Here is a 21,586-nt window from a genome sequence, read left to right on the forward strand (position 1 = left end):
TGCGATGTGCGAGGCGTGGGAAAAAGATCCAAGTCGCTTTAGACTTCATCCGCACCATCTCACTGTGGGACTGAACATCTAAGCAGATTTCGATGATGGAGCGAAATTCGCAGTCGCTCACGCCAAAGCAATTGCAATGGCTGATCACAGCCAGAAGCAATGTCAAGCGGCTCTTTCTGGGAAATTCAAGAGGTGGCCTTGTAGCTGTGTCTTCTGTCGGCTGGGGAATGGTTTGTGCGAGTTTTTCACGTGCTGCAGGCGTTGACTGGAAGCTCGCGCCCCACCAGATGAGGCGGCTCTACGCATATACCTTCGTACGCCACCGCCTGGGAGACATGCTGTTCCTCAAGGAGCAGTTCAAACATTCCAGCATCGATATGACGCAACTCTATGGCTCAGACCCATTGCAGGACGTGGCACTGTACGACGACATCCTCAGCGAGTTGATAGCTTATAAGGCCGGCGTGGTGGCGCAGTGGTTGGAAAAAGATGAGCCACTGGCTGGAGGTGCTGCTCCCAGGCTTATGGAAATGCGGGCCAATGACTTTGACAACCGAAAGGAGCTCCTCATTGAAACGTCGCGGCGTGTCAATATGCGCTCCACAGGGCATTCGTGGTGCCTAGCACAGGACGAGGGTTGTGGTGGCTCGGGGATCTATGCCAAAGGAACCTGCGGCGATTGCCGTAACGGCGTGATCGATCGTAGGTTTATCCCAATCTGGCAGGAGGCCTATCGCCACCACAAGGAGTTGCGCATGGATGCCCAGGAACTGGGGCCTGGGGTGGTGATGCGGGTGGAGAGGGATCTGAACCAGGCGGCAAAAATCCTCAAAGACTTGGGAGTTGAGGTAGACGCGGAGGAAGGCGATGGCCAAATCGCTCCCCGCTAGGTCGAAAGTTGCTGGCATCGCCAACGATGCACCCAGGAAACGGGATCGCGAGCGTACGCAGCAAGAACTGAGTCTGGCTCTGATTCGCGTGCAACAGAGCGGCAAGAAGGTCACCCTCAAGGCTGTGGCGGATGAAGCGAAAGTGTCCCCCCCGCTGATTCACAATCGCTACCCCGAATTCGCCGAGCAGGTTCGGGCGGTTATGGGCAAGGCCGTGCGCCAGCAGCGTGACGAGATGGAAGATCTCCGGATCAAGGAGAAGGGGAAAAACCGCAAGCTGCGGAAGTTGGTGATCAGTCAGTTGGTGGAGATCATCAGGCTGGCATCAGTGAATGAAGCCCTACGCATAGAGCAGTCTCTAGAGAAGGCTATCGGCGAAGGAAAGATCGTCAGAGGAACGTTTAAAAATAAGTCTGATCTCTGAAGGCTACAAATTATTTACTTATAAAAATCCATTAATTTTCAAGTGCTTAAATGATTAGTAAATTTACAAGGAATCTTAAGATATGAGCATCTGGTCCATAGACGCCCAGACCGTCACCCATAGCATCCAGTTGGCGGTGGCGCCGGTTTTTTTTCTCACGGCCGTGGCCGGCATGATTGGCTCGGTGGCAGGACGGCTGGCGCGCATCATCGATAGAGCGCGCAAGCTGGAAGAGAGCCTGCGCACCGCCACCGATCATGAGCAGATTGCCCGCAGCCTGACGGAGCTGCACTTTCTGCGCGAACGCGGGCGTCTGGCCAATATCGCCATCGGCCTGCTGACGCTGTGCGGGGTCTCCATAGGCCTGACCATCGTGCTGCTGTTCGTGGGCGAGGCCTATGGCGTCAGCGGCCATCGCTATGCCGTGGTCAGCTTCTTGATCGGCGTGCTGGCCTTTGTCTCTGCGCTGTGCTGCTTTCTCTGGGAAACCATCATGGCCACGCGAATTCTGGACTTCCACATGCTGAGCCAGGCCAAGGCCGCGGTGCGGCATGTGGACTCCGAGCGCCGGCCCTGAGCGCGGGCATCAGCCCTCCATGGGCTCGAGCCAGGCCTTGGCCGCCTGGATCACGCAATCGGTGAGGCGCTGCAAGCTGGCCTGGGCGCTGCGCGTATGGCACCAGTACATGGGGATGTAGAGGTCGTGGCCGGGCAGCAGCTCGACCAAGTGGCCATGCTGCAGCAGGGTCTCCATGATCTGCACGGGGTGCATGCCCCAGCCCATGCCCAGCTCCAGGGCGCGCGTATAGCCCTGGTTGGAAGGCAGGAAGTGGCGCGCGGCATTGCGCCGTCCGTCCACGCCCAGTTTCTGCAGCCAGACGTCCTGCAGACTGTCCTTGCGGCCGTAGCACATCATGGGCGCCCGGGCCAGGGCCTGGGGCGTAATGCCCTCGCGCAGATGGCGGGCGATGAAATCGGCACTGGCCACGGCCGTGTAGCGCATGCGGCCCAGAGGCCAGGTATTGCAGCCCGTGATGGCGGTGCCCGTTGCCGTCACCGCGGCCATCACTTCCCCCTCCCGGATGAGCTTGGCCGTGTGATCCTGGTCATCGATGCTGATGTCCAACAGCTCGTTGCTGTTCCGCGTGAAGGCCGTCATGGCATCCATGAACCAGGTCGAGAGCGAGTCCGCGTTCACCACCAGCTTCAGCGAGGCCAGGGCGGTCTGGCCCTCCGGCACCAACTCGGGGTTCTTGCGGCGCAGATCGTTTTCCAGCAGCGCCACCTGCTCCACGTGCAGGCACAGCCGCCTGCCGGCCTCGGTGCCGGTGCAGGGCTGGCCGCGCAACACCAGCACCTGGCCCACGCGCTCTTCCAGCTGCTTGATGCGCTGCGATACCGCCGAGGGCGTGATGTGCAGCTTGCGGGCCGCGCGCTCGAAGCTGCCTTCGCGCACCACGGCCGACAGGGCTTCGAGCCCGGTGTAGTCGAGCATTAGATATTCTTAATTTGCTTGAGTAAATGTAATTTTATTGAGGTCTTTGGGCGTCGCACAATGCCGCCCATGTTGTCTACTCATCTTTCTTCGGCCTGGACTGCGGGCTTCACGGTCTGTGCCTCGCTTCTCATCTCCATCGGTGCCCAGAATCTGTATGTGCTGCGTCAGGCCGTGCAGGGCGAGCACATTCGCGCCTGCGTCACCTGGTGCGTGATCAGCGATGCCTTGCTGGTGACTTTCGGCGTGCTCGGCATGTCGCAGATGCTGCTCAGCTATCCGGAACTCGCCTATTACCTCACGCTCGGCGGAGTGGCATTTTTGCTGGCCTATGGCCTGTTCTCGCTGCGCCGCATGCTGGTCGCAACCGATGCGGCCCTGCCCGGCGATCAGGGGCAGATGCGGTCGAGAAGCCTGCGGAATGTGCTGGGCGCGCTGGTCGCCATCACCTTGCTCAATCCCCATGTATACCTGGACACCGTGCTGCTCATGGGCTCCATAGGCGCGCGCCAGCAGGGGGCGGGGCGCTGGTTCTATGTGCTGGGCGCGGCCAGCGCCAGCCTCTCATGGTTCTTGCTGCTGGCTTTTGCGGGCCAGCGCATGAGGCGGGTGTTTGCCCATCCCAAGGCCTGGCGCGTCATGGACGGCCTGACCGCGGTGATGATGTTCGGCCTGGCCTGGTGGGTGGCCGGCAGCGTCTGGGACCTTGGGGATTAAGCGTCCTAGTCGGGTGCCGTCTGCTCCCAGAGGCCCACGGCTTCGATCAGGTTCCAGTTATTGCATTCGATGCGGTAGAAGGCGGTGGCGCCGGTCTTCTGGCTCTGGCCCTCGATCACCACCAAATGCTTGCCTTGGCGCTTGGCTTCGGAGAGCGGGCGGATCTTGTCGTACTGGTGCTTTTCCGCAATATCGCCGCGAAAGGCAATCGTCACCTGCTCGCGTCTCGGATAGTAATCCTTGGCGTATTTGGCCAGGGTGCGTTCGGCAACCAGAGTTGCCATATCGGGCGAGGCGGAGCTGTTCATCGTGTGTCTCTTCGTGGTTGGCTTGCAGTGCGCAATATTATGGTAATTGTTGCATTTTGTATCTTAACTGAGCGCTGCCGCATCTTGGTAGTTTTGCCAACTTCGACACCCGCCCGTCAGACCGGAAGCTGCAGGCCGGTCTTGACTTGCTCCAGCGCAATCGAGGTGCTGTAGCGGCGGATGTTGTCGTCACCCTCGAACAGCCGCCGGGTGATGGCCTGGTAGTCCTCCATATCGGAGGCCGTGACGACCAGAACGTAGTCCGTCTCGCCGGTCACGTAAAAGCACTGCTGCACGGCAGCTTCCTTGGCGATGCGGGCGCGAAAGTCGCGTGACAGATCGGGCCGGTCATTGACCAGCTGCACGCTGATCACGGCCGTCAGCGTGCGGCCGACTCGTGCGGGGTCCAGCACGGCCACATTGGCCGCGATCACGCCTTCCTCGTGCAGGCGCTTGATGCGGCGCTGCACGGCGGGGGCCGAGAGATTGACATGCTCGGCAATCACGCGCTGGGGCGTGAGATTGTTGCGCTGCAGTTCGGCGAGGATGGCGCGGTCAAAGGAGTCTAGGTCGGCGGCGGGCATGGTGGCGGCTGGAGAAGAGGGCGAGAGAGCGAAACTTGCACAAAACTGGCAAAAATCAAGCGATTTTCACGCGGTGCATGCAATATCGTACGTCGCTATGTCGAAAAATCGTTGGAATCACTGGTGGCCCTTGCTGGCCGTATTGGGCTCGGTCACTTCCCTGGGGGTGGGCACCTCTCTGGCCAAGCAATTGTTTCCGCTGGTGGGCGCGCAGGGCACCTCGGCCTTGCGCGTGGGATTTGCGGCGCTGATTCTGGTCTGCGTATGGCGCCCCTGGCGTTGGCCGCTGAATCGCCAGCAGGCCTGGTCGCTGCTGCGCTTCGGCGTGGTGCTGGGGGGAATGAACCTCATGTTCTACATGGCGCTGCGCAGCATTCCCTTCGGACTGGCGGTGGCCATCGAGTTTTCGGGGCCGCTGGCCGTGGCCATCTATCACTCGCGCCGGCCCGTGGACTTTGTCTGGCTGGCGCTGGCCGTGGCCGGGCTGGCCTTGATTCTGCCCATAGGCATCGGTGCCGGCGGCGCTTCCGCGCTGGCGCTCTCGCCCGTAGGCATTGCCTGCGCGGTGGGCGCTGCCGTCTGCTGGGCCTTGTACATTCTGCTGGGCCAGCGCATGAGCCATGTGCCCAGCGGCCAGGCCGTCTCCCTGGGACTGGCCTGCGCGGCACTGGTGGTCGTGCCCTTTGGCGTGGCCGAAGCCGGCGCTAAGCTGCTGGCCCCGTCGGTGCTGCTGTTCGGCCTGATGGTGGCGGCCATCTCCAGCGCCTTGCCCTATACGCTGGAGATGCTGGCCTTGCGTCGCCTGCCGCCCGGGACCTTTGGCATCGCGCTCGCGACCGAGCCTGCCGTTGCGGCCCTGATGGGCATGCTGCTGCTCGGCGAGCATCTGGCGCCGGTGCAGTGGCTGGCTATCGTCTGCATCATGGGCGCGGCCATGGGCAGCGCGATGACGCGGCCCGGTGCCAAGAGCGCCGCGCCCCAGGCTCCGGCGACGACCGCGGGTTGAATCTGATGCTAGTGAAAAAAGAGCTTTTTGCGCTGGATGGCTATTGGTTCTAAGCCTGCAGCCGATAGAAATGCAGGTGCTCCGAGCGCTGCAAGCTCCCTTTTTTGCGGGCTAAGCCTCGCTCTGCGGCGCGCTGCTTGGCAGGCACCGCCATGTCTTCGCGCTCGTTGCCGCCCGCTTCCATGAGGCCCGCGCCAGGCTTGACCGAAGCCGGATAGGGGGCATTCGGCCTGCCTTGAATTGGGGTGTCGGCCTGCGCGTGCTTGTAGGACGGATCGCCTGTTCAAAGCCGGGGCAAGATGCTACAAACTCCCCATACGGTAGCGAATGCCTTGCAACTTCGCGGCACTGTTCGCCTTGGGGTGTCGCCAGGGGAGGTCGTATGGATGTCATCAGCAACACTGCTGCGCGTTACGTTCATCTGCGCGAGGAGGAGATGTCGGTCAACGAGTTCCTGGCCCTGTGCCAGCGTGATCCCATGGCTTACGAAAGCTCTGCCCGGCGCATGCTGGAAGCCATGGGTGAGCCAGAGATGGTGGACACGCGCAACGACCCACGACTGTCACGTTTGTTCGCCAACAAGGTCATCCGCCGCTATCCGGCTTTCTCCGAGTTCTACGGCATGGAGGACTCGATAGAGCAGGTGGTGAGTTTCTTCCGCCATGCGGCCCAGGGGCTGGAAGAGCGCAAGCAGATCCTGTATCTGCTGGGGCCGGTGGGCGGCGGCAAGAGCTCGATTGCCGAGCGCCTCAAATACCTGATGCAGAAGGTGCCGTTCTATGCGCTCAAGGGCTCCCCGGTGAACGAATCTCCGTTGGGCCTGTTCGACGCTGTGGAAGACGGGCCCGTGCTGGAAGAGCAGTTCGGCATCCCGAGGCGCTGCCTGCAGCATGTGCTCTCGCCCTGGGCCGTCAAGCGCCTGGAAGAGTACGGCGGCGACATCCGCCAGTTCCGCGTCGTCAAGCGCTATCCCAGCATCCTCAGGCAGGTGGCGATTGCCAAGACCGAGCCCGGCGACGAGAACAACCAGGACATCTCCAGCCTAGTGGGCAAGGTGGATATCCGCAAGCTCGAGAACTATGCCCAGGACGATACCGATGCCTACAGCTACTCGGGCGGCCTGTGCCTGGCCAACCAGGGTCTGCTGGAGTTCGTCGAGATGTTCAAGGCCCCCATCAAGGTGCTGCATCCGCTGCTCACCGCGACGCAGGAGGGCAATTACAAGGGTACGGAGGGTTTTGGCGCAATTCCCTTCGATGGGCTGGTGCTGGCACACAGCAACGAGAGCGAGTGGAAGGCGTTTCGCAACAACCGCAACAACGAAGCCTTTCTGGACCGTATCTATATCGTCAAAGTGCCTTACTGCCTGCGCGTCTCCGAAGAGGTGAAGATCTACGAGAAGCTGATCCGCGAATCCTCGCTGGCCCATGCTGTGTGCGCTCCGGGCACGCTGAAGATGATGGCGCAGTTCTCCGTGCTCACGCGCCTGAAGGAGCCGGAGAACTCCAGCATCTTCAGCAAGATGCAGGTCTACGACGGCGAGAGCCTCAAGGACACGGACCCGCGTGCCAAGAGCTACCAGGAGTATCGCGACTATGCGGGCGTGGACGAGGGCATGACCGGCATCTCCACGCGCTTTGCCTTCAAGATCCTGGCCAAGGTCTTCAACTACGACAGCACCGAGGTGGCGGCCAACCCCGTGCACCTGATGTATGTGCTGGAGCAGCAGATCGAGCGCGAGCAGTTCCCTGCCGAACTCGAAACCAAATACATAGGCTTCATCAAGGAATACCTGTCGCAGCGCTATGCCGAGTTCATTGGCAAGGAGATCCAGACCGCCTATCTGGAAAGCTATAGCGAGTACGGCCAGAACATCTTCGACCGCTACGTCACCTATGCCGACTACTGGATCCAGGACAGCGAGTACCGCGACACCGACACCGGCGAGGTGTTCGACCGCAACGCGCTCAATGCCGAGCTGGAGAAGGTCGAGAAACCCGCGGGCATCGCCAATCCCAAGGACTTCCGCAACGAGATCGTGAATTTCGTGCTGCGCGCGCGTGCCAATCACCAGGGCAAGAATCCGAGCTGGACCAGCTATGAAAAGCTGCGCCTGGTGATAGAGAAGAAGATGTTCTCCAACACCGAGGAGTTGCTGCCCGTCATCAGCTTCAACGCCAAGGCCAGTGCCGAGGACGCGCGCAAGCACGAAGACTTTGTCACGCGCATGGAGGCCAAGGGCTACACGCCCAAACAGGTGCGTCTGCTGTGCGAATGGTATTTGCGCGTGCGCAAGAGTAGCTGATGGCCCGCTGGTTCTGCGTCATGCAGGGGGTATAGATGGCATTACAAATCATCGACCGCAGGCTCGCAGGCAAGAACAAATCGGTGGGCAATCGCGAGCGTTTTGTGCGTCGCTTCAAGGAACAGATCGCCGAGGCGGTGCGGCGTGCCGTTGCCAAGCGCGACATCCGCCATATTGACCAGGCCGAGAACATCACCATTCCCCGCAAGGACATCCACGAGCCGGTGTTCCGCCATGGCTCGGGCGGCGTGCGCGACTCTGTGCACCCGGGCAATAGTGACCATGTGCGCGGCGACCGCATTCCCCGGCCTCAGGGCGGCGCGGGTGGTTCGGGTTCCCAGGCCAGCGACAGCGGGGAGGGCGAGGACGACTTCACCTTCACCCTGACCAAGGAAGAGTTCATGGAACTGTTCTTTGAAGACCTGGCCTTGCCGCGCCTGCTGCGCACCCAGATCGCTAGCACGTTGCAGTATAAGACGCGCCGCGCCGGCTACAGTCACGACGGCACGCCGCACAATCTGGCGGTGGTGCGCACCATGCGCGGAGCCCTGGGGCGGCGCATCGCCTTGACCAAGGCACCGCACCGCGAGCTGCAGCGGCTGCAGGAGGAGCTCGATGCCTTGCTGGCCCAGGACGACGGCACCAGCGAGGCCGTGGCCGAGCTGCAGCGGCGCATAGACGCGCTCAAGGCGCGCATGGGCAAGGTGGCTTTTCTCGATCCCCTGGATCTGCGCTTTCGCAACCGCACCAAGGTGCCCGTGCCCAGCAGCCAGGCCGTGATGTTCTGTGTGATGGATGTGTCCGGCTCCATGGACGAGGAGCGCAAGGATCTGGCCAAGCGCTTCTTCATCCTGCTGTATCTGTTTCTCACGCGCCACTACGAGAAGATCGAGATCGTCTTCATCCGCCACCACACCCAGGCCGCCGAGGTCAACGAAGACGAGTTCTTCCATTCGCAGGAGAGCGGCGGCACGGTGGTCAGCAGCGCGCTGGTGCTGCTCGACCAGATCATCCGCGCGCGCTATCCGGTGGGCGACTGGAACATCTACGTGGCCCAGGCCAGTGACGGCGACAACTTCCAGGACGACGGCAACAACTGCCGCAATCTGCTGGCCGAAAAAATCCTGCCGCTGGTGCGTTACTACGCCTATGTGCAGGTGGTGCAGGAAGAGCAGAATCTGTGGGAAGAATATAGCCAGCTGGCGCCGCTGTTTCCCCACTTCGCCATGCGCAAGGTGTCCGAGCCCGGTGAGATCTATCCCGTGTTCCGCGACCTGTTCAAGAAAGAGGGGGCGGTATGAACCTCTCTCAGTATCCCGTGCTGGCCCCCAGCTCCGGCGCCCACCATGGCAGGGCGACGGTCGTGAACGAGCGCACCCCGCGCGACGTGCCCCTCGCGCCGCTGCCGGCCGGCAAGCGACCCGCGCATCCGCTGCCCGATCCCAGCGACTGGACCTTCGAACTGATAGAACGCTACCACGCCGTCATTGCGGCCACGGCCGAGCGTTACGGCCTCGATACCTACCCCAACCAGCTCGAAATCATCACCGCCGAGCAGATGATGGATGCCTACGCCAGCGTGGGCATGCCCGTCAATTACCGCCACTGGAGCTATGGCAAGGAGTTTCTCGCCACCGAGCGGCGCTACCGGCGCGGCACCATGGGGCTGGCTTACGAGATCGTCATCAACGCCAATCCCTGCATCAGCTATCTGATGGAGGAAAACAGCACGGCCATGCAGGCGCTGGTGATCGCCCACGCGGCCTATGGCCACAACAGCTTTTTCAAGAACAACTACCTGTTTCGCATGTGGGCCGATTCGGGCAGCATTATCGACTACCTGGTCTATGCGCGCGACTACGTGTCCCAGTGCGAGGAACAGTACGGCCTGGATGCGGTGGAGCAGCTGCTGGACTCCTGCCATGCACTGGCCAACTTCGGTGTCGATCGCTATTGCCGCCCCTCCAAGAAAAGCCTGGCCCGCGAGCGCGCCGAGCGCGAGCAGCGCGAGGCCTATGTGCAGCAGCAGGTCAACGTGCTGTGGCGCACCCTGCCGGAGCGCCGCGGCAAGGACAGCACGGCCCAGGAAAACGAGCGTTTTCCCAAGGAGCCGGAGGAAAACATCCTCTACTTCATCGAGAAGAACGCCCCTTTGCTTGAGCCCTGGCAGCGCGAGATCATGCGCATAGTGCGCAAGATCGCCCAGTACTTCTACCCGCAGCGCCAGACCCAGGTGATGAACGAGGGCTGGGCCACCTTCTGGCACTACACCCTGCTCAACACCTTGTATGACGAGGGCTGGCTCACCAACGGCGTGATGATCGAATGGCTGTCATCGCACACCAATGTGATCTACCAGCCGCCGGCCGGGCACCGCGCCTACAGCGGCATCAATCCCTATGCGCTGGGCTTTGCGATGTACCGCGACATTCGCCGCATCTGCCAGAACCCCACCGAGGAAGACCGGCGCTGGTTCCCCGACATGGCCGGCACGCCCTGGTTGCCGGCGCTGCACCATGCCATGCGCAACTACAAGGACGAGAGCTTTGTCGGCCAGTTCCTGAGCCCGCAGCTGATGCGCGACATGCGGCTGTTCGCGATACACGACGACCCCAGCGACCGCGAGCTGCTGGTCAGCGCCATCCACGACGAGGACGGCTACCGCACGCTGCGCCAGCTGCTGTCCCAGCAGTACGACCTGGGGGTGCGCGAGCCCAATATCCAGGTCTGGAACGTGAACCTGCGCGGCGACCGCTGCCTGACCCTGCGCCACACCCAGTACCAGGGCCGGCCTCTGGCCGACGATGCGTTGGAGGTGCTCAAGCATGTGGCGCGTCTGTGGGGCTTTGGCGTCAAGCTGGAAAGCGTCAATGGCGACGGCGTGACACCCACGCTGCTGCATTCCGTGCCGGCTCCAAGCAACTGAGTGTTTCGACGTGTATCCCAGTTGAATGGGTCATCCGTGCCGGTGGCATTGAGCGGCGGATTTCGGCCAGAAGCAGCTATCGGGCAGCCCTGCCAACCTGAATGTTCTGTGCTTTCTGTATAGAACTCTGCGAATGCATCTGAAGATGCGTCAATGTTCAGAAGAATCTTCGAGTCAATCGGTGACGGCCGTACAAACCGGCAGGGCACATGCAGCTATCTCAGAATCACAAACGAGACCTCATAGTCGTTCTAAGCTTTTTGGCTTGTATAGGGCTCATGTTTTTGGCCAGCTTTATTCCGTCCACTGAACAACGATGTCAGGCAACTTGTAGCCAACAGGGTCTGGAGTGGCGCAGGGTATATCAGCATCTGCCCGAGATGACGGCAGGCATGAGAGGCAGAGGTCCCTGGGAATGTCATTGTGTGCCAAAGGCCTCCGAGCGGGCCAGTAACTAGGGAGCAAAAAAAACGCTGCCATAGGGCAGCGTTTTTTGTCGACAGAAGCGCTTAGAACGCAGGCACCACGGCGCCCTTGTACTTTTCCAGGATGAACTTCTTCACGTCGGGCGTGTGCAGAGCGTTCATCAACTTGGCGATGTCGGCGCCATTGGCGCGGTCCTTGCGAGCCACGACGATATTGGTATAGGGCGAATCCGCGCCTTCGATGAACAGCGCATCCTTGGTGGGGTTGAGCTTGGCTTCGATGGCGTAATTGGTGTTGATCAGGGCCAGATCCACGTCACCCAGGGCACGCGGCAGCAGAGGGGCTTCGAGTTCCTTGAACTTGAGCTTCTTGGGGTTCTTGACGATGTCCAGCGGCGTGGGCGTCAGGCTGTTGGGGTCCTTGAGCCCGATCAGGCCATGCTTGGCCAGCAGGATCAGGGCGCGGCCGCCATTGGAGGGGTCGTTGGGGATGGCGACCGTGGCGCCGTCCTTCAGGTCCTTGATGTTCTTGATCTTGTGCGAGTAGACGCCGAAGGGCTCCACATGGACCTTGCCGTTGGGCACTTCGACTAGGTCGGTCTTGCGGTCCTTGTTGTAGCTGTCCAGATAGGGCTTGTGCTGGAAGAAATTGGCGTCCAGCTGCTTGTCCTGCACTGCGGCATTGGGCTGCACATAGTCGCTGAACTCCTTGATTTCCAGATCGATGCCCTGGGCCTTGAGCGCGGGCTTGATGTGGTTCAGGATTTCAGCGTGGGGCACGGCAGTGGCGCCGACCTTGAGCACTTCGCCGGCCTGGGCCGACAGTGCCAGAGTGGCAATAGCGATAGCAGAGAGAGCTTTCTTCAACATGGGTTCTGACTTTCTTCAGCAGGTTGCGATAAATCCACTGGGCTTGCGTGGGCCGCGGTGAAGCAAGGTGCATAGTCTAGTGCCGCGCACCGATGCTTGCAGGACATTTTTCTTATTTAGTTATAAGAACGTCGCTTTTTATTCAAATCCATCGATCGAAGAACCGCCTATGAACCCCGAAACCCTGGAGCGCCTGCTGCAGGTGCAGATGCCTTACGGCAAATACAAGGGCCGCTTGATTGCCGACCTGCCCGGCAACTACCTGAACTGGTTTGCGCGCGAGGGCTTTCCTAAGGGCGAGCTCGGGCGTTTGCTGGCGCTGATGCACGAGCTGGACCACAACGGACTGTCGCCTCTGCTGGCTCCGCTGCGGCAGGCGGCGGGCCTGCCGCCGTCGCCCAAGGGCTGAAGCGGCAGTGTTGCCCCGAGACTCAGGAGCGCGAAGCCAGCATATAGTCCACCGCCATGTTAGACAGCGCGCGCACGCCATAGATCAGCGCCGATTCATCGGCATAGAACAGCGGCGAGTGGTTGTTGGGCGCGGTGTTCGGGTCCTTGTCCTTGGGGGTCACACCCAGGTAGAAGAACATGCCGGGCGCTTGCTGCTGGTAGAAGGAAAAGTCTTCGGAGGCCGAGGACTTGGGCTGCAGGCCGAAGTTGCCGGGGCCGGCCACGCGTTCCAGCGTGGGGCCCATCTTGGCCACTAGATCGGGTGGGTTGACCACGGCGTTGTACAGCTCTACGACCTTCACCTTGGCCTTGGCGCCCGAGCTTTCGGCAATGTGCTCGGCCGTGGTTGCCAGGCGCTTGTGGATGTCCTTCTTCATGCCCTCGTCATAGGTGCGGATGGTGCCTATCATCGCGACCTTGTCGGGAATGATGTTCATGCGGTTGCCGCCGTTGATGGCCCCCACCGTCACCACTGCGGGCTCCAGCGAGATATTGGACTGGCGGCTGATGATGCTCTGGATGCCGGTGATGATCTGCGCGCTGGCCACAATGGGGTCGACGCCGGACCAGGGGCGTGCGCCATGCGTCTGCTTGCCGCTCACGTCGATCCAGAACTGGTCCACGGCCGACATGGCCGGACCCGGGCGCCAGGCGATCCAGCCCGCGGGATAGCTGCTTGACACATGCAGGCCGAAGACGGCATCGACCTTGGGGCTCTGCATCACGCCTTGCTTGACCATTTGCTTGGCGCCCCAGATCTTCTCGCCGTCGGGCTCGAAGGTCGCGGGCGACTCTTCGGCCGGCTGGAAGATGAACTTCACGCTGCCGGGCAACTGCTCCTTCATGCCGGCCAGCACCTCGGCCGTGGCCATCAGCATGGCGGTGTGGGTGTCGTGGCCGCAGGCATGCATCACGTCCACCTCCTTGCCCAGGTACATGCCCTTGGCCCTGGATGCGAACGGCAGGTCCACCTGTTCCTTGACCGGCAGCGCGTCCATGTCGGCGCGCAAAGCCACGACCGGACCGGGCTTGCCGCCCTTGAGCAGACCGACGACACCGGTCACGGCCACGCCGGTTTTCACCTCCATGCCCAGCTTGCGCAGATGCTCTGCCACCAGTGCGGAGGTGCGCGTTTCCAGATTGCCCAGCTCGGGGTGTTCGTGGATGTCGCGGCGCCAGGCGATGAGCTTTTGCTCTATGGCCTTGGCCCGCTCGTCGATCTGCGCATGCAGGGCCTGGGCCTGTGGCGTGGTGGTGGCAGCCGACGCGGCTGGAACCGCAGCTGCTGGGGCGGTCTGGGCCTGCACCGCCAGACTGCTGCTTGCCAGCGCGGCAGCTATGGCGCCGGCCAGCGCCAGTTTTTTGAAGCCGAAGCGGGAATGGGCGGCAAATGCCTGCATGCGAGTCTCCTTGTTATATGCAAGCCAAAGATGCTAGCAAGCGCTGCAGCCCTGCCTTGCCGCATCGGAGACTGTTTTCATGGGGCAGCCATGCCAAAACAGAACAGCCCCATGCGCGCTCAGACGTCATGGGGCTGTTCCGGGCCCTCGGCAGCCATGGAGACCGGCGAGGGCAGGGGTGCAGAGGCTTATTTGGCGGAGGCGCGAGCGGCTTCTGCCTTGGCCTTGGCTGCATCTGCCTTGCGTTGCAGCTCGGCGGCTTCGGCTTCGGCGGCCTTGGCTTCGGCTTCCTTCTTGGCGGCGGCTTCCTTTTCCGAAGGCGTCATGGCACCGGCAATGGCGCTGCCGGCCATGGTGCCGGCCACGGCACCCACGGCTGCTGCGCCCATGGTGCCCATCATGCTCGGGCCTTTGGCGGCAGGTGCGGCTGCAGCCGGTGTGGCAGCAGCTGCAGGTGCTGCAGTGGCTGCTGCTGGAGCTGCTGCCTTGGGGGCCGCGGCTGCGGGTGCCACGGGCGCAGGCTGTGCCGGGGCCTTGCTGCCGATGCTCGCGGGGCGCACGGTCTTGCCGCCGCCCAGACGCTTGGCCTGGGCCAGCGAAGGCGCGGTCAGCGATGCGATTGCGATGGCAATCACGGAGGCGGTAGCACGGTAAGAAATCTTCACTGATCGTTTTCCAATCTTGGTTGACATAGGTATCCGCGCTGGGCGCAGCTACACAGCAACCTGCAGACGCTTGTGCGTGCTGGATTGCCTGCTATGTATTTAGGGGGTAGGGGAGAGATTTCAAGAGCCGGGGGCTGAAACCGCGCATGGGATGCAGGAACCCTGGCTCCGGCCACCGCTTGTTGTGTGCTTTATGGGGTGGCAGCGGTATTTTAGAGACATCGGTGTCTTGCCTGAGGCTGCAATAGCCCTTTGACGCCACCAGCATTCAGGCATGAAAAAGCCCCGCAGCGCTTGAAGCGCATGCGGGGCCTGCTATCGGAAATCAAGCCCGCTGATGCAGGCTCACCCAGTCCAGAAAGCGGCTCATGTACTTGGTCAGGAAGTCGTGGCTTGCGGGGCCGATATTGCCATCAGCATCGATCAGGCCCTCTTTCCACTGCACAAAGCCTTCGGGCTGCTGCATGGTGGGCATGTCCAGAAACACAAAGATATTGCGCAGATGCTGCTGGGCCATGGCGGTGCCCGCGCCGCCCGGAGAGCTGCCTATGACCGCCGCGGGAATGCCGCTCCAGGCCGACTGTCCATAGGGGCGGCTGCCACCGTCCAGCGCGTTCTTGAGCGCGGCGGGAACGGAGCGGTTGTGCTCGGGCGTGACGAACAGCATGCCTTGGCAGCTGCGGATTCTTGACTTGAGCTCTTCAAAGGGCTTGGCCGCCGGCGTGCCGTCGAAGTCGCGGTTGTAGACGGGCAGGTGGCCGATATCGAGAAACTCGAAATCGGCCTGGTCCGGCACCAGCCTGACCAGGCCTTGCGCCAGGCGGCGGTTGATGGATTGCTGGCTGGTGCTGCCGACGACGACGCCAATCTTCAACTTGCTCATTTTGGACACCTTTGCGTGGAGTGGGATGGAAGCCGAAGACAGTGTAGGGCATCGGGCCTGCAGCGGCCCGGGGCCTATTGCAGGACTTCGAGCAGACGGTCCAGGCCGCCTTCGTTGATGGCCACCTTGGCTTCGTTGCGCACGCGCGGCTTGGCGTGGTAGGCCACCGACAGGCCTGCAGCCTGCATCATGGGAATGTCGTTGCTGCCGTCGCCCACGGCAATGCACTGGGCGGGAGAAATGCCGATCAGCGAGGCGACCTCCAGCAGCGTGCGGCGCTTTTCGGCGCCGTCGCAGATATCGCCCCAGGTCTGCTCGATCAGGCCGCCGGTCAGCACGCCATCCCGGACTTCCAGCACATTGGCGCGCACGAAGTCGATGTTCAGCAGGCCGCGCACATGCTCGGCAAAGTAGGTGAAGCCGCCCGAGACCAGCAGCACCTTGAGGCCCGCGGCCCGAGCCGCCTTGACCAGGCTGGCTGCGCCCGGCGAGAGCTGCAGGCGTTCCTTGAGCACGCGGGCCATGTCGGCCTCGGTCACGCCCGCGAGCTTGGCCACGCGCTGGCGCAGGCTGTCCTTGAAGTCGGTGATCTCGCCGCGCATGGTGGCTTCGGTGATGGCCGCGACCTCGGCCTTCTTGCCCGTGGCATCGGCGATCTCGTCTATGCACTCGATGGTGATCAGGGTCGAGTCCATGTCGAAGGCGATGAGCTTGTAGTCGGCCAGCTTCTGCGGTGCGGTGATGCCGCGGATCATCAGGCCGGGGGCGAATTCGGTAGCGTCTGTCATTGTCAATGCTTGCGGGTACGGTGCAGGGATGAAGGCCCTGGTGGCCGGGGCTTCAGGATCCTTGAATGAGTGCGCCATTATCCGCTGAGGCGGGCCGGCCCCCAAGGGCTCGGCGCTTCCGGCAAAGGCTATTGCGGCTGAATGCCTGCGGCCTTGACCAGCTCGGCGTGCAGCCGTATGTCGCGTGCAATCGTCTGTTTCAGCTGCTCCGGCGTGGAGGACGCGACCTCCATGCCGTTGCCGCCCAGCTTGGCCTTGACCTCGGCGTCTAGCGCCGCGCGCACGGCGCGGTTGAGCCTGTCGATCACGGGCTGAGGCGTTCTGGCGGGGGCCAGCAGGCCCACCCAGGCCGAAAGCTCGAGATCGGCAAAGCCGCTTTCGCCCATGGTCGGCGTGTCCGGCAGCGTTGCCGTGCGCCTGGCGCTCATCAGACCCAGGGCGTGCAGCTTGCCGGACTGTATGTGCGGCAAGGCCTCGGGCAGCACGGCGAACAGCATGTCCACATTGCCCGCCAGCGTGTCGTTGACGGCGGGCGCTCCGCCTTTGTAGGGTACATGCAGCATTCGGGCCTGGGTGCGGGTTTCAAACATCAGCGCGGCCAGGTGCTGGGGGCTGCCGTCGCCCGAGGAGGCAAAGGTCAGCTTGCCGGGCGCGGCCTTGGCTGCAGCGACGATGGCCGCCAGGTCGGGAAATTTCTGCCTGTCCCTGACCACCAGCACCATGGGCTGGTTGACCAAGGTGCTGACCGGCGCGAAATCGGCCTCGGGGTCGTAGGGCAGGGACTTGAAAATGCTTTTGTTGGTGGTCAGGAACGAGGCCGGTGAAACCATCAGGGTATAGCCATCGGCTGCGGCGCGCGCCACGGCCGGCGTTCCGATCTGGCCCGAAGCCCCGGCCTTGTTCTCCACCACAAAAGGCTGTTTCAGCTCCGCGGCCAGTTTCTGGCTCACCACCCGCGCAATCATGTCGGCGCTGCCCCCGGCGGGCAGGGCCACGACGACCTTGACGGGGCGCGCGGGATAGCCGTCCTGCGCATGAGCGCTGGCGGCGAGCGTGCAGGCCGCCAGGGCAAACATGTTTGCAATCATCCGGTGTTTGAAATGCATGCCTACCCCTTTGCTGCGAGCCGAGAATGCGCAGCGGCAAGATTTGCTGCGCTTGTCGCCATGATGAGCAAACTCTGTGCCAGGTGGCTTGGCATTTCGCCCGATTGCCCAAGGTCCGAAAAATGCTGCACAGCGGTGCACGGGCCCGGGCCGGCACCATGGCGGGGCAGCAACGGCGGCTCAGGGCTCCGGGGGGGCTTCCAGATAGATGGCGTCGGACCAGGTGGCCATCCATTGCGGCCTGAAGACCACGAAGACCGCGGTCAGCATGCCCGTGATCACGCCGTCGCCCCAGGCCATGAGCCAGCGCGCCAGCCGCGACAGGTCCTCGTTGATGCTGGGCAGCACATGGCCGGCGGCCTGGCCCAGCAGCGTGGCGATAAAGACGCTGAGCACCGTGCCCAGAAAGCCGCGCGCCAGGATGAAGACAAAGATGTTGTGCCAGCACCAGCGCCTGAGCAGCGCGCCCCAGAGCAGGGCCAGCGTGGCCGGCACCACGCCCTGCCAGACGGCCAGGCCCAGCGCGGCCTGCCAGTTCAGCGCGGGCGAGAGGAAATGGGCGATGGCCGCCACCACCAGCAACACGGGAATGGCCAGCGGCCAGCCCAGCATCAGCAGCACCAGCGGCGCGGCCGACCACTGCAACTGCAGCGGCATCTTGTGCAGCGTGGGCAGGGCCCAGATCCAGGGCAGCAGCACGAGCACGCCCAGCAGCGGCGTGAGCAGCGGCGAGGCGAGGCGATCGTCTATGCCGCCGGGGCCGGGCCGGCCGGTCAGCATGCGCCAGGGGCGCAGCCACAGCGCCACGGCCAGGGCGATGAGGGCGATGGCGGCTTCGAGGGGCATGGTGCCTCAGGCGTGGGCCGCAGCCTCGGTCTTGAGCGGCTGGCCCAGGCTGCGCAGCACGTCGCGCACCATCTGCGCGCGGTCCTTGGGATTTTCCAGCGCTTTCTCGACACGCAGCTTCTCGTTGCCAGCCAGCTTGATGTGCTTGTTCTTCTGGATCAGATGGATGATGTTCATTGGATCGATCGGCGGCTGGGGCTTGAACGTGATGTTGATCACGCCGGGAGCGGCATCGACCTTGACCACGCCATAGGGCTGGCTCAGCACGCGCAGGCGGTGCACGTCGATCAGCGTCTGGGCCTGGGGCGGCAGCTTGCCAAAGCGGTCCACGATCTCCTCGAGCAGGGTATCGATCTGGTCGGCCGTCTTGGCCGTGGCCAGCTTTTTGTAGAAGGACAGGCGCAGATGCACATCGCCGCAGTAGTCGTTGGGCAGCAGGGCCGGCGCGTGCAGATTGATGTCGGTGGAGGCCGACAGCGGAGAGAGCAGGTCGGGCTCCTTGCCGGCCTTCAGGCTGCGCACGGCCTCGGCCAGCATCTCGTTGTAGAGCTGGAAGCCCACTTCCAGCATATTGCCGCTCTGGTTTTCGCCCAGCACCTCGCCGGCGCCGCGGATTTCCAGATCGTGCATGGCCAGGTAAAAGCCCGAGCCCAGCTCCTCCATCTGCTGGATGGCTTCCAGCCGCTGCTGGGCCTGCTTGGTCAGGCCGTCCAGGTCCGGCACCATCAGATAGGCATAGGCCTGATGGTGGCTGCGGCCCACGCGGCCGCGCAGCTGGTGCAACTGGGCCAGGCCGAATTTGTCGGCGCGGCTGATGAGAATGGTGTTGGCCGATGGCACGTCGATGCCGGTCTCGATGATGGTCGAGCACAGCAGGATGTTGTAGCGCTGGGCCACGAAATCGCGCATCACGCGCTCCAGCTCGCGCTCGGGCATCTGGCCGTGGGCCACGGCGATGCGCGCCTCGGGCAGGATTTCCTCGAGCTTCTGCTTGCGGTTCTCTATGGTCTCGACCTCGTTGTGCAGGAAGTAGACCTGGCCGCCGCGCTTGAGTTCGCGCAGCACGGCCTCGCGGATCACGCCCGTGCCCTCGTTGCGCACAAAGGTCTTGATGGCCAGGCGGCGCTGCGGCGCCGTGGCGATGACCGACAGGTCGCGCAGGCCCTCGAGCGCCATGCCCATGGTGCGCGGAATCGGCGTGGCCGTGAGCGTCAGCACGTCCACTTCGGCGCGCATGGCCTTCATGGCTTCCTTGTGGCGCACGCCGAAGCGGTGCTCCTCGTCGATGATGAGCAGGCCCAGGTTCTTGAACTGCGTGGATTCGGAGAGCAGCTTGTGCGTGCCCACGACGATGTCCACCGTGCCTTCGGCAATGCCTTTGACGGCGGCAGAGATTTCCTTGCCCGAGCGGAAACGCGAGACCTCGGCGACCTTGATCGGCCATTTGGAGAAGCGGTCCACCAGGGTCTGGTAATGCTGCTCGGCCAGCAGCGTGGTCGGCGCGAGGAAAGCCACCTGCTTGCCGCCCATGGCCGCCACAAAGGCCGCGCGCAGCGCCACCTCGGTCTTGCCGAAGCCCACATCGCCGCAGACCAAGCGGTCCATGGGCTGGGGCGAGATCATGTCCTGTACCACGGCATGGATGGCCGCACGCTGGTCGGCGGTCTCGTCGAAGCCGAAGTCGGCCACGAACTGCTCGTAGTCGGCCGTGGGGAAGCGGAACGCATGGCCCTGGCGCGCCGCGCGGCGCGCATAGATATTGAGCAGCTCGGCGGCCGAGTCGCGCACCTGCTCGGCCGCCTTGCGCTTGGCTTTTTCCCACTGCGTGCCGCCCAGCTTGTGCAGCGGCGCATCCTCGGGCGAGACGCCGGTGTAGCGGCTGATCAGATGCAGCTGGCTCACGGGCACATAGAGCACGGCATCGCTCGCGTATTCGAGGTGCAGGAATTCCTGCAGCGCGGGCGTGCCGTCGGGATTCTTCTGGCCCATGTCCATATTGATGAGCCCGCGGTAGCGGCCTATGCCGTGGTCGGCATGGACTATGGGGTCGCCGACCTTGAGCTCGGACAGGTCCTTGATCAGCGCTTCCACGTCGCTGACCTGCTCCTGGCGGCGCCGGCGGCGGCCCGTGGGGCTGGTGGCGAACAGCTCGGTCTCGGTGACAAAGTCCAGGCCTTCCTCGACCCAGGCAAAGCCGTTCATCAGGCTGGAGGTGGCGATGCCGACCTTCTCCGTGGTGTCGGCCTGGAACTCGGCCAGGGAGTCGAAGACCGGCGGATTCACGCCCGAGGCGCGGAAGAAGTCCAGCAGGCTCTCGCGCCTGCCATCGGATTCGGCCAGAAGCAAGGTGCGGTGCCCGCTGGATGCTATGTGTTTTTGCAGCTTGGCGAGCGGATCGTCAGCGCCGCGCAGCACGGCCAGGTCTTCCAGCTTCTGGAAGATGGCGCTGTCGGCCACATCCTCGGTGCCCGGGCGCAGGGCCAGCTGCGAATGTTCCTTGCTGCAGCTGTAGAACTGCTCGGTCGTGAGAAACAGGGCCTCGGGCGGCAGGGCCGGGTGGTCGGGGTCGCCTTGCACCAGGCGGTAGCGGTCCTTGGTGTCCTGCCAGAAGCGCTGGAAGGCCGGCTCCAGATCGCCATGCAACACCACGGTGGCCTCGTCGCCCAGATAGTCGAAGACGGTGGCCGTCGCGTCGAAGAACAGCGGCAGGTAGTACTCGATGCCGGCCGTGGCAATGCCGGCACCCATGTCCTTGTAGATGCGGCTGCGCGTGGGGTCGCCCTCGAGCAGCTCGCGCCAGCGGCTGCGGAACTTGGCGCGCGCCTCCTCGTCCATGGGGAATTCGCGGCCTGGCAGCAGGCGCACCTCGGGCACGGGGTAGAGGCTGCGCTGTGTGTCGGGGTCGAAGGTACGGATGGAGTCGATCTCGTCGTCGAACAGGTCCACGCGGTAGGGCTGGAGCGAGCCCATGGGGAACAGGTCGATCAGGCCGCCGCGCACCGCGTATTCGCCGTGGCTGACCACCTGGGACACATGCTGGTAGCCGGCCAGCGTGAGCTGGGCCTTGAGCTTGGTCTCGTCGAGCTTCTGCCCCTGCTTGAACTCGAAGGTATAGCCGGCCAGGAAGGAGGGCGGAGCCAGGCGGTACAGCGCCGTGGTGGCGGGCACGACGACCACGTCGGCACCATGCTCCTTGTCGCGCTGGTTGATGCGCCACAGCGCGGCCAGGCGTTCGCTGATCAGGTCCTGATGCGGCGAAAAGCTGTCATAGGGCAGGGTTTCCCAATCGGGGAACAGCGCGCAGCGCAGCCCGGGCGCGAAGAAGGCCATCTCGTCGATGAGCCGCTGCGCGTCCGAGGCATCGGCCGTGATGATGGCGGTGACGCGCCCATCCTTTTTCTCGCGCTCTCCCAGCTGAGCCAGCAGCAGAGCATCGGCGCTGCCCACGGGGCGGGGCAGATGAAAGCGTTTACCAGGAGAGAGCTTGGGCAGTTGCAT

The 21,586-nt window shown here is 63.1% G+C and carries 20 protein-coding genes; 9 read left to right on the plus strand and 11 right to left on the minus strand.

What is annotated here, in order from left to right; all coding sequences use genetic code 11:
* The first annotated feature begins 92 nt into the window (after positions 1-92).
* From AB6724_RS19470 to AB6724_RS19480, 3 genes are all read left to right on the plus strand, one after another.
* Positions 93-890: a site-specific integrase gene (locus tag AB6724_RS19470; protein ID WP_369340195.1), complete on the plus strand. Its 798-nt coding sequence runs from the start codon at positions 93-95 to the stop codon at positions 888-890.
* Positions 868-1,314 carry a TetR family transcriptional regulator gene (locus AB6724_RS19475; RefSeq protein WP_369340196.1) on the plus strand — a complete coding sequence of 149 codons (447 nt, stop codon included), beginning with the start codon at positions 868-870 and terminating at the stop codon, positions 1,312-1,314. The genes AB6724_RS19470 and AB6724_RS19475 overlap by 23 nt, the downstream gene beginning before the upstream one ends.
* Positions 1,315-1,396: 82 nt before the next feature.
* Entirely contained in the window at positions 1,397-1,891 is a 495-nt protein-coding gene (locus AB6724_RS19480) for a DUF2721 domain-containing protein (protein ID WP_369340197.1), read from the plus strand.
* A 9-nt stretch (positions 1,892-1,900) separates the two neighbouring features.
* Here AB6724_RS19480 and AB6724_RS19485 read toward each other — a convergent pair whose 3' ends face one another.
* Positions 1,901-2,809, minus strand: coding sequence for an HTH-type transcriptional regulator ArgP (locus AB6724_RS19485; protein ID WP_369340198.1), 909 nt, complete (start codon positions 2,807-2,809; stop codon positions 1,901-1,903).
* 69 nt (positions 2,810-2,878) lie between these two features.
* Here AB6724_RS19485 and AB6724_RS19490 point away from each other — a divergent pair, with 69 nt between their 5' ends.
* The gene (locus tag AB6724_RS19490; protein WP_369340199.1) at positions 2,879-3,526 is read left to right on the plus strand and encodes a LysE/ArgO family amino acid transporter; all 648 of its coding nucleotides are present in this window, start codon (positions 2,879-2,881) and stop codon (positions 3,524-3,526) included.
* Positions 3,527-3,531: 5 nt separating this feature from the next.
* Here the strand turns inward: AB6724_RS19490 and AB6724_RS19495 are convergent, their stop codons facing one another.
* The gene (locus tag AB6724_RS19495) at positions 3,532-3,834 is read right to left on the minus strand and encodes a hypothetical protein (RefSeq protein ID WP_369340200.1); all 303 of its coding nucleotides are present in this window, start codon (positions 3,832-3,834) and stop codon (positions 3,532-3,534) included.
* A 116-nt stretch (positions 3,835-3,950) separates the two neighbouring features.
* Positions 3,951-4,418 (minus strand): Lrp/AsnC family transcriptional regulator, encoded by a 468-nt coding sequence (locus AB6724_RS19500; RefSeq protein ID WP_369340201.1) that lies wholly within the window; start codon positions 4,416-4,418, stop codon positions 3,951-3,953.
* Positions 4,419-4,515: 97 nt separating this feature from the next.
* Between AB6724_RS19500 and AB6724_RS19505 the strand changes: the two genes are divergently transcribed.
* The 4 genes from AB6724_RS19505 to AB6724_RS19520 all read left to right on the plus strand — a co-directional run bounded on the left by AB6724_RS19505 (position 4,516) and on the right by AB6724_RS19520 (position 10,655).
* Positions 4,516-5,424 carry an EamA family transporter gene (locus AB6724_RS19505; RefSeq protein ID WP_369340202.1) on the plus strand — a complete coding sequence of 303 codons (909 nt, stop codon included), beginning with the start codon at positions 4,516-4,518 and terminating at the stop codon, positions 5,422-5,424.
* 382 nt (positions 5,425-5,806) lie between these two features.
* Positions 5,807-7,729, plus strand: a complete 1,923-nt coding sequence (locus AB6724_RS19510; protein ID WP_369340203.1) for a PrkA family serine protein kinase — start codon at positions 5,807-5,809, stop codon at positions 7,727-7,729.
* Between the two features lie 35 nt (positions 7,730-7,764).
* The gene (locus AB6724_RS19515) at positions 7,765-9,030 is read left to right on the plus strand and encodes a YeaH/YhbH family protein (RefSeq protein ID WP_369340204.1); all 1,266 of its coding nucleotides are present in this window, start codon (positions 7,765-7,767) and stop codon (positions 9,028-9,030) included.
* Entirely contained in the window at positions 9,027-10,655 is a 1,629-nt protein-coding gene (locus AB6724_RS19520; RefSeq protein ID WP_369340205.1) for a SpoVR family protein, read from the plus strand. Before AB6724_RS19515 ends, AB6724_RS19520 begins: the two co-directional genes overlap by 4 nt.
* A gap of 509 nt (positions 10,656-11,164) precedes the next feature.
* On the opposite strand, the gene AB6724_RS19525 is transcribed toward AB6724_RS19520, so the two are convergent.
* On the minus strand, positions 11,165-11,950 hold the full coding sequence (locus tag AB6724_RS19525; protein WP_369340206.1) for a MetQ/NlpA family ABC transporter substrate-binding protein: 786 nt from the start codon (positions 11,948-11,950) through the stop codon (positions 11,165-11,167).
* Positions 11,951-12,119: 169 nt separating this feature from the next.
* Here AB6724_RS19525 and AB6724_RS19530 point away from each other — a divergent pair, with 169 nt between their 5' ends.
* Positions 12,120-12,359, plus strand: coding sequence for a DUF3820 family protein (locus AB6724_RS19530; protein WP_369340207.1), 240 nt, complete (start codon positions 12,120-12,122; stop codon positions 12,357-12,359).
* Positions 12,360-12,381: 22 nt separating this feature from the next.
* On the opposite strand, the gene AB6724_RS19535 is transcribed toward AB6724_RS19530, so the two are convergent.
* From AB6724_RS19535 to mfd, 7 genes are all read right to left on the minus strand, one after another.
* Complete coding sequence (locus AB6724_RS19535; protein ID WP_369340208.1) at positions 12,382-13,800, minus strand: amidohydrolase; 1,419 nt, start codon at positions 13,798-13,800, stop codon at positions 12,382-12,384.
* Between the two features lie 188 nt (positions 13,801-13,988).
* Positions 13,989-14,492, minus strand: a complete 504-nt coding sequence (locus AB6724_RS19540) for an ABC transporter substrate-binding protein (protein WP_369340209.1) — start codon at positions 14,490-14,492, stop codon at positions 13,989-13,991.
* A 298-nt stretch (positions 14,493-14,790) separates the two neighbouring features.
* Positions 14,791-15,348: an NADPH-dependent FMN reductase gene (locus AB6724_RS19545; protein ID WP_369340210.1), complete on the minus strand. Its 558-nt coding sequence runs from the start codon at positions 15,346-15,348 to the stop codon at positions 14,791-14,793.
* A 74-nt stretch (positions 15,349-15,422) separates the two neighbouring features.
* Positions 15,423-16,136 carry a phosphoserine phosphatase SerB gene (gene serB, locus AB6724_RS19550; RefSeq protein WP_369340211.1) on the minus strand — a complete coding sequence of 238 codons (714 nt, stop codon included), beginning with the start codon at positions 16,134-16,136 and terminating at the stop codon, positions 15,423-15,425.
* A gap of 128 nt (positions 16,137-16,264) precedes the next feature.
* Positions 16,265-17,212 carry a Bug family tripartite tricarboxylate transporter substrate binding protein gene (locus tag AB6724_RS19555; RefSeq protein ID WP_369340212.1) on the minus strand — a complete coding sequence of 316 codons (948 nt, stop codon included), beginning with the start codon at positions 17,210-17,212 and terminating at the stop codon, positions 16,265-16,267.
* 210 nt (positions 17,213-17,422) lie between these two features.
* Positions 17,423-18,088: a hypothetical protein gene (locus AB6724_RS19560; protein WP_369340213.1), complete on the minus strand. Its 666-nt coding sequence runs from the start codon at positions 18,086-18,088 to the stop codon at positions 17,423-17,425.
* A gap of 6 nt (positions 18,089-18,094) precedes the next feature.
* Positions 18,095-21,586, minus strand: a complete 3,492-nt coding sequence (gene mfd / locus AB6724_RS19565; protein WP_369340233.1) for a transcription-repair coupling factor — start codon at positions 21,584-21,586, stop codon at positions 18,095-18,097.

Origin of the sequence: Comamonas guangdongensis (assembly GCF_041079535.1) — a bacterium.
In the GTDB taxonomy this organism is placed as follows: domain Bacteria; phylum Pseudomonadota; class Gammaproteobacteria; order Burkholderiales; family Burkholderiaceae_C; genus Comamonas; species Comamonas guangdongensis.

What these genes read in the sequence shown, in the direction of transcription:
- AB6724_RS19470 (WP_369340195.1), top strand. Translation starts at nt 93, where the DNA reads ATGATGGAGCGAAATTCGCAGTCGCTCACGCCAAAGCAATTGCAATGG.
- AB6724_RS19475 (WP_369340196.1), top strand. Translation starts at nt 868, where the DNA reads ATGGCCAAATCGCTCCCCGCTAGGTCGAAAGTTGCTGGCATCGCCAAC.
- AB6724_RS19480 (WP_369340197.1), top strand. Translation starts at nt 1,397, where the DNA reads ATGAGCATCTGGTCCATAGACGCCCAGACCGTCACCCATAGCATCCAG.
- AB6724_RS19485 (WP_369340198.1), bottom strand. Translation starts at nt 2,809, where the DNA reads ATGCTCGACTACACCGGGCTCGAAGCCCTGTCGGCCGTGGTGCGCGAA.
- AB6724_RS19490 (WP_369340199.1), top strand. Translation starts at nt 2,879, where the DNA reads ATGTTGTCTACTCATCTTTCTTCGGCCTGGACTGCGGGCTTCACGGTC.
- AB6724_RS19495 (WP_369340200.1), bottom strand. Translation starts at nt 3,834, where the DNA reads ATGAACAGCTCCGCCTCGCCCGATATGGCAACTCTGGTTGCCGAACGC.
- AB6724_RS19500 (WP_369340201.1), bottom strand. Translation starts at nt 4,418, where the DNA reads ATGCCCGCCGCCGACCTAGACTCCTTTGACCGCGCCATCCTCGCCGAA.
- AB6724_RS19505 (WP_369340202.1), top strand. Translation starts at nt 4,516, where the DNA reads ATGTCGAAAAATCGTTGGAATCACTGGTGGCCCTTGCTGGCCGTATTG.
- AB6724_RS19510 (WP_369340203.1), top strand. Translation starts at nt 5,807, where the DNA reads ATGGATGTCATCAGCAACACTGCTGCGCGTTACGTTCATCTGCGCGAG.
- AB6724_RS19515 (WP_369340204.1), top strand. Translation starts at nt 7,765, where the DNA reads ATGGCATTACAAATCATCGACCGCAGGCTCGCAGGCAAGAACAAATCG.
- AB6724_RS19520 (WP_369340205.1), top strand. Translation starts at nt 9,027, where the DNA reads ATGAACCTCTCTCAGTATCCCGTGCTGGCCCCCAGCTCCGGCGCCCAC.
- AB6724_RS19525 (WP_369340206.1), bottom strand. Translation starts at nt 11,950, where the DNA reads ATGTTGAAGAAAGCTCTCTCTGCTATCGCTATTGCCACTCTGGCACTG.
- AB6724_RS19530 (WP_369340207.1), top strand. Translation starts at nt 12,120, where the DNA reads ATGAACCCCGAAACCCTGGAGCGCCTGCTGCAGGTGCAGATGCCTTAC.
- AB6724_RS19535 (WP_369340208.1), bottom strand. Translation starts at nt 13,800, where the DNA reads ATGCAGGCATTTGCCGCCCATTCCCGCTTCGGCTTCAAAAAACTGGCG.
- AB6724_RS19540 (WP_369340209.1), bottom strand. Translation starts at nt 14,492, where the DNA reads ATGTCAACCAAGATTGGAAAACGATCAGTGAAGATTTCTTACCGTGCT.
- AB6724_RS19545 (WP_369340210.1), bottom strand. Translation starts at nt 15,348, where the DNA reads ATGAGCAAGTTGAAGATTGGCGTCGTCGTCGGCAGCACCAGCCAGCAA.
- serB (WP_369340211.1), bottom strand. Translation starts at nt 16,136, where the DNA reads ATGACAGACGCTACCGAATTCGCCCCCGGCCTGATGATCCGCGGCATC.
- AB6724_RS19555 (WP_369340212.1), bottom strand. Translation starts at nt 17,212, where the DNA reads ATGTTTGCCCTGGCGGCCTGCACGCTCGCCGCCAGCGCTCATGCGCAG.
- AB6724_RS19560 (WP_369340213.1), bottom strand. Translation starts at nt 18,088, where the DNA reads ATGCCCCTCGAAGCCGCCATCGCCCTCATCGCCCTGGCCGTGGCGCTG.
- mfd (WP_369340233.1), bottom strand. Translation starts at nt 21,586, where the DNA reads ATGCAACTGCCCAAGCTCTCTCCTGGTAAACGCTTTCATCTGCCCCGC.